Origin of the sequence: Rufibacter immobilis (assembly GCF_003721565.1) — a bacterium.
GTDB lineage: Bacteria > Bacteroidota > Bacteroidia > Cytophagales > Hymenobacteraceae > Nibribacter > Nibribacter immobilis.
Genome location: NZ_RJJE01000003.1, coordinates 253,014 through 259,013 on the forward strand (window position 1 = coordinate 253,014; position 6,000 = coordinate 259,013).

Annotated in this window: 5 protein-coding genes; 3 read left to right on the top strand and 2 right to left on the bottom strand. The window is 55.1% G+C overall.

Features of this window, described 5'->3' with window-relative positions; genetic code table 11:
* The first annotated feature begins 238 nt into the window (after positions 1 to 238).
* The 3 genes from EFA69_RS05995 to EFA69_RS06005 all read left to right on the top strand — a co-directional run bounded on the left by EFA69_RS05995 (position 239) and on the right by EFA69_RS06005 (position 4,415).
* Entirely contained in the window at positions 239 to 2,044 is a 1,806-nt protein-coding gene (locus tag EFA69_RS05995) for a glycoside hydrolase family 3 protein (RefSeq protein ID WP_123132187.1), read from the top strand.
* A 90-nt stretch (positions 2,045 to 2,134) separates the two neighbouring features.
* Positions 2,135 to 3,421 (top strand): exo-beta-N-acetylmuramidase NamZ family protein, encoded by a 1,287-nt coding sequence (locus tag EFA69_RS06000; protein ID WP_123132188.1) that lies wholly within the window; start codon positions 2,135 to 2,137, stop codon positions 3,419 to 3,421.
* Between the two features lie 28 nt (positions 3,422 to 3,449).
* Positions 3,450 to 4,415 carry a sulfatase-like hydrolase/transferase gene (locus EFA69_RS06005; protein ID WP_123132189.1) on the top strand — a complete coding sequence of 322 codons (966 nt, stop codon included), beginning with the start codon at positions 3,450 to 3,452 and terminating at the stop codon, positions 4,413 to 4,415.
* A gap of 83 nt (positions 4,416 to 4,498) precedes the next feature.
* Here EFA69_RS06005 and EFA69_RS06010 read toward each other — a convergent pair whose 3' ends face one another.
* On the bottom strand, positions 4,499 to 5,281 hold the full coding sequence (locus EFA69_RS06010) for a CDP-alcohol phosphatidyltransferase family protein (protein ID WP_123132190.1): 783 nt from the start codon (positions 5,279 to 5,281) through the stop codon (positions 4,499 to 4,501).
* Positions 5,282 to 5,399: 118 nt separating this feature from the next.
* A complete protein-coding gene (locus EFA69_RS06015) occupies positions 5,400 to 5,735 on the bottom strand; it encodes a GtrA family protein (RefSeq protein WP_183906703.1) in 336 nt (111 codons plus the stop codon).
* Positions 5,736 to 6,000: the final 265 nt, after the last annotated feature.

Here is a 6,000-nt window from a genome sequence, read left to right on the forward strand (position 1 = left end):
TTGATATTCTCTTGCTCCGCTATTTTCCGTTTAGGGGCTGTTTTTTCAAAAACAGCCCCTAAACGCTCTAAAGCCATAGGGTTACTGCACACCAAGTGGGAATGACGAATCAAAACCTTTACCTCCTCACCTTGTTTCTGTCCTGCCAACTAAGCCACTAGGAAACCGTATGGTAAAGGCTTTGAGGAGAGGATGCTTTTACCGTAAGAGCGTCACCATTACCAATTGCCGGTTTATCATGCATTCAGGATCTGTTTCAAGGCTTTCATTTCTTTTCTACTGGCTTTTGCTGCTAGCGGCAGGTGCTGGAGTCATAGGGTGTAAAAAGAAGAATCCGCACGCAGAAGACACGGTAGTTTTCAAACCGCAGCCCATTGCCCCAGAAGACACCATCAAATACCCCAATGCCCTCATCACCACCCTCAACCGGAAGAACCGCTGGGTAGACTCGGTCTTCCGGCGCATGAGCCTAGACGAGCGCATCACGCAGCTCATGATGGTGGAAGTCTTCTCCAACCAGGGGCCGGAGCACGAGGCAGATGTGGAACTGCTCATCAGACGCTACAAAATTGGCGGGCTTATCTTTTTCCAGGGCGGCCCCGTTAGGCAGGCAATGATGACCAACCGTTTGCAGGCCGCCTCCAAAATTCCGCTCTGGATTGGCATGGATGCCGAGAGCGGCATTGGCATGCGCATGGACAGCGCCATGCAGTACCCTTTGCCCATGCTGTTGGGTGCTATCAACAATGACAGCCTTATTTACCGCATGGGTGCCGAGATGGCCTATGAATTTAAACGCATGGGCATGCACGTGAATTTCGCGCCGGTGGTAGACGTGAACAACAACGCCAACAACCCTGTCATCAGTTACCGGGCCTTCGGTGAAAACAAAGACGATGTGAGCTCCAAAAGTCTGGCCCAGATGCTGGGCATGCAGGACAATGGCATCATTGCTACCGCCAAACACTTCCCCGGCCACGGCGACACCGACGTGGATTCGCACTATGACCTGCCCGTGATCCCCTACGGTCGAAACCGTCTGGACTCTCTGGAACTGCACCCCTTCCGGCACCTCATCCAGAGCGGGGTGGGCGGCATCATGGTGGGGCACATTCACCTGCCCAAGCTGGACTCTACGGCTAACTTACCGGCTTCGCTCTCTAAGCCCATCGTGACGGGTATCCTCAGAAATGAACTCCGCTATAGCGGGCTCATCTTCACAGATGCCATGGTTATGAAAGGCGTCACTAAATATTTTAAGCCCGGCGAGGCCGAAGTGATGGCCCTGGAGGCGGGCAACGATGTGCTGGAACGTCTGGTGAGTGTACCCAAAGCCCTGGAAGCCATCAAAGCCGCCATCAGGTCTGGCAGGCTGAGCCAGAAAGAGATTGACCGCCGCTGTAAGAAAGTACTGGCCGCCAAGTATTGGCTGGGGCTCCACCACTACCAACCTATTAAGACCGACAGTCTTTACCAGGACCTGAACGCCTCGCACGCCCACGAGACCCTGCGCCGCCTGGCCGAGGGGTCGCTTACCCTGCTACAGAACAAGCGCAAAACCATTCCGCTGGAGAACAAGAAACGGCGTACCATTGCCAGCCTGGCCGTGGGAGCTACTAAGAGCACTTTCTTCCAGCGTAAAATCAAAGACGAACTCACCGTGCAGGAGTACTTCCTGCCCCGCAGAACCACCAAGAAAGACCGCGAGAAACTCCGGAAGGCCCTCCTGAAGCATGATCTGCTGCTCATCAGTATCTACGGCCCCAGCATACGACCCAGCAACAGTCTGGGGCTTACCCCGGAGGAACGCGACCTGGTGAACGAACTCGTCCGGAAGAAGCGCAGCGTGGTCATCTTGTTTGACAATGCCTATACCCTCAACCGGTTTCAGGATATGCATGAGGCTTCTGCGCTACTGGTGGGGTACCAGCAATTACCCGCAGTGCAGGCGGCCGCAGCCAAACTGGTGGTGGGCAAACTGGAGCCCCAGGGTAAACTGCCCGTGACGGTAAACGAACACTTCCGCTACGGCGACGGGCTGTAGTTTTTCCATTTAGGGGCCGTTTTTCTGAAAATTGCCCTAAACCAGGGAGTTCACCCAAGGCCGGTATGGCATCTTTCGTATATTGGCGGCATGAAAATAACTCTCCCCTCCCGTTTTCTGTCTTTCGTGATACTCCTGATCGGTTGCCAATTGGGTGCCCTCGGTCAAAACCAAGCCACCAAACCTGTAACGCCGGCCAACAGGGTCATCATTGGCATTGAACGTTTGGTCACCCCAGAATTTCTGCCTCATCTCCAGAACCGGCGGGTAGCCATTCTTACCAACCATACCGGCGTAATGCCTGACAGAAGCCATCTGGTAGACATGCTGCACGCCCGGCCAGATGTGAAGGTAGTCAAACTCTTCAGTCCGGAGCACGGCATCAGGGGCCAGGAAGACAACCACGTAGCCGATGCCACTGATTCAAAAACCGGCCTCAAAATCATCTCGCTGTACGGAAAGGTGCGCAAACCCACCCCGGAAATGTTGCAGGACGTAGACGTGCTCCTCTTTGACATTCAGGATGTGGGCGCGCGCTATTACACCTACATTGCCACCATGGCCTCAGTGTTGGAGGCGGCCGCCGAAAACAAAAAGCCACTCCTTGTGCTGGACCGCCCCAACCCCATCACCGGCATTTATGTAGACGGCGGCGTGGGTACCAACGCCAAACAACCCGTTACCGGCCCCAATTACCTGCCCATTGTGCACGGCATGACCGTGGGCGAACTGGCCCGCATGTTCAACGGCGAACGCGCCGCCAAGAAACTGCCCCAGGCCGAGCTGGTGGTGGTGCCCATGCGCCACTATACCAGAAACCAGTGGTTTGAACAAACCGGGCTGCCTTGGGTGAAGCCTTCGCCCAACATGCTCAACCTCACCACTGCTACCCTGTACCCCGCCACCTGCATTCTGGAAGGCACCAATGTCTCAGAAGGTAGGGGCACCATGCAGCCGTTTGAATTCATTGGTACGCCCTGGATAGACGGCGAAAAGCTGGCCCGGCAACTCAACAGCTACAAACTGGCGGGAGTCACGTTCAAACCCATCCAATTCAAACCCGACAGCGTAGTGGACGGCATCCGAATTTACCCGCCCAAATTTGTGGGGCAGACCTGTTACGGGGTACAAGCCGTGGTGACAGACCGGAATACTTTTGAGTCGGCGAAGGCTTCGGTGTACATCATGCACGCGCTCAAGACGCTGTACCCTACCCAACTGGAGTGGAAGAACAGCCGCCTGGACGGTCTCTGGAAGACGGATGTTACGCGCAAGCAGTTGCAAGCCGGGGAAACACCGCAGAAAATCGTTTCGGCCTGGGCCGATGAGCTGAAATATTTCAGGAATGTAAGAGCCAAGTACCTGCTGTACCCGTAGTACCCAAGAAACCAATGCTGCTGGAGACATGCCCTTTCGCCTCCCCTTGAATTTCTTGTGCGTACTTCTTACCCTGGCGCTGGCCAATTGCCAGCCTTCTTCCCCGGCCAACGCGCCTACAGTGCTTTTGCAACCTACCCGCCCTTACACCACCCAAAATGTGGTGCTGGTGGTCATTGACGGGGTGCGGTATTCAGAATCCTGGGGAGATACCACGTTGGCCAATATTCCTAACATGGGCAGAGTGCTGGCGCCGCAGGGGGTGTTCCACCCTCAGTTTTACAACAAAGGCGTTACGTTGACCAACCCGGGGCACGTGGCGCTTACCACGGGGCATTACCAGCGCCTCAGTAACAACGGCAGCGAGGAACCAGACTACCCGTCGGTGTTCCATTATTACCGCCAGCATACGGGTGCCCCCGCCACCAGCGCCTGGGTCATTACCAGCAAAGACAAACTGGAGATTCTGGCCAGAACCAAAAGCAAGGAGCTGGCCGCTAATTTTGCTCCGGCCGTAGACGCGGGCATCAACGGGCTGGGCAGCGGCTACCGCGATGACAGCACCACCCTTAGAGTAGCCCAGCAGATTTTCAGGCAGCACAAGCCCCGGCTGGCGCTCATCAACCTGAGGGGACCAGACTCTGAGGCCCACGCCGGAAACTGGGACGGCTACCTGCGCGCCATCCGGGAGACCGATCAAATGGTGCATACGCTCTGGCAGTGGCTCCAGCGCCAACCTTACTACCAGAATACCACCACCCTGCTGGTCACTAACGACCACGGCCGGCACCTGGGCAAGCGCTATGATGAACACGGCGACAACTGCGAAGGCTGCCGCCATATAAGTCTGCTGGTCCTGGGGCCAGATGTGCACAAAGGGAAACTAGCCACTACGCCCCGCTCACAGGTAGACGTGGCCGCCACCATTGCCGAATTATTGGGCGTACCCGTGCCCAAACGGGATGGAGAGCCTATGCTGGAACTGTTCAAGTAAGAGCGAAAAAACATGCGTTTAGGGGCCGTTTTTGCAAAAACAGCCCCTAAACGCATGTTAAGCTTACTACAACGGGAAATACTTTAAACTTTCCCGGCCAGGTTTCTTTCCTTCAGTTCTATGGCTTTCTTGGCCTCGGTTAACCGGGTGAAGGCGGTCACGTTGGTAAAAATGGCCAGAATGGTGATGGGAATGGTAAAGATAGACATAGTCTCAAACACGTGGAACGGAATGCCCGGCACGTACAGCTTGTAGTCTGGCCCAATAATAGAGGACCCAATGCCGCAGAACATACCTGCCAGCGCGATGAGCACCACCCGCTCGGGCCGCTGGAAGAAACCACCTTTACACTCTACGCCCAATCCTTCGGCACGGGCGCGGGTGTAGCTCACCATCATGGAGCCGATCATGGCAATGAACGCGAACAGCGAACTCAGGAAATAGTGGTGCGACATGAGGTAGTAACAGATGCCCAGAAACATCACCAGTTCACTGTAGCGGTCCAGCACGGAGTCAAACAGGGCGCCAAACGTAGAGCCCATGTTGCCCATGCGGGCCACCTGCCCGTCCAGCATGTCAAACAGGCCGGCCATCATGATCAGGAAACCCGCCCAACCCACGTAAGACAGATCACTGCGGTTGTCGCTCTCGCCGCCCACAATGAAAATCACAGCCACGCCCACGTTCAGGATAAATCCTGTGGTGGTAACGGCGTTAGGCGTGAACCCCAGCCTGATGAGCAGCCGCACAAACGGATTCACAATCTTGTAGATGCCCTGCTGCAGAAAGGTTTTCCAGGCTTTCTCGCCGGGGGCTTTCTTTGATGTCTGTTGTACTTCCAATTCTATTTTTTCGCTCGTTTCCATGTAGATCCAGAATCAAATATGAAGGCCATGCTCTGCAGGCCGGTAGAGATGAGTGGCTGCTGTTTTGGCCTTGTTTTTGGAAAAACGGCCACTAAACAGGAGATAACCCGCCGCGGCCCTACCTGAACACAAAGCGTTTGTGCATGACGTAATTGTACCCGCTCCCCACCAAAACGGAGGTGATCACTTTGGAGATGATGTAGTTCAGCCCACCGTAATGGGTAATGACAAACACCCCTGCCGCATTCAGGAGCAGGCTGCCGTTCCAGATAATGAAATACCGCACCGCCTGCGGCAATACGCTGGAATTCTCTGAATGAAAGACCCAAGTTCTGCCCAGGGAAAAATGGGTAATCCCGCCTGAGACGGTCCCCAACACGATTCCCATCACGTACCAGCTCCCCAAAAGCTCTACCGCCGCCACCGTGACCAGAAAATCAACCAGTGAGGCCATAATAGAGGCAGTTTGGGCTCTTAAAAAAGTGAGCATCTAAAACAGCTTAACGTAGAGCACCTGCAACCACAGGCATTAAATTCTGATATTGCTTAAGGGATAGACACCGCCGGTTCCCTGTCATCCCGGTGCCAGAGGTGGCAGCAAAAGGAAAGAAGAACCGGCGGTGCAATATTCCCTCTGTTTCCCTACAGGGTGTCGACGAGCTCCTGGTAGTAGTCGAGGCCGAGGTGGGTGATGAGGTCCTCTCCCATCATGTGGCGCA

Coding starts and splice junctions, on each gene's coding strand:
- EFA69_RS05995 (WP_123132187.1), top strand. CDS start 239: ATGCATTCAGGATCTGTTTCAAGGCTTTCATTTCTTTTCTACTGGCTT.
- EFA69_RS06015 (WP_183906703.1), bottom strand. CDS start 5,735: ATGGCCTCACTGGTTGATTTTCTGGTCACGGTGGCGGCGGTAGAGCTT.
- EFA69_RS06005 (WP_123132189.1), top strand. CDS start 3,450: ATGCCCTTTCGCCTCCCCTTGAATTTCTTGTGCGTACTTCTTACCCTG.
- EFA69_RS06010 (WP_123132190.1), bottom strand. CDS start 5,281: ATGGAAACGAGCGAAAAAATAGAATTGGAAGTACAACAGACATCAAAG.
- EFA69_RS06000 (WP_123132188.1), top strand. CDS start 2,135: ATGAAAATAACTCTCCCCTCCCGTTTTCTGTCTTTCGTGATACTCCTG.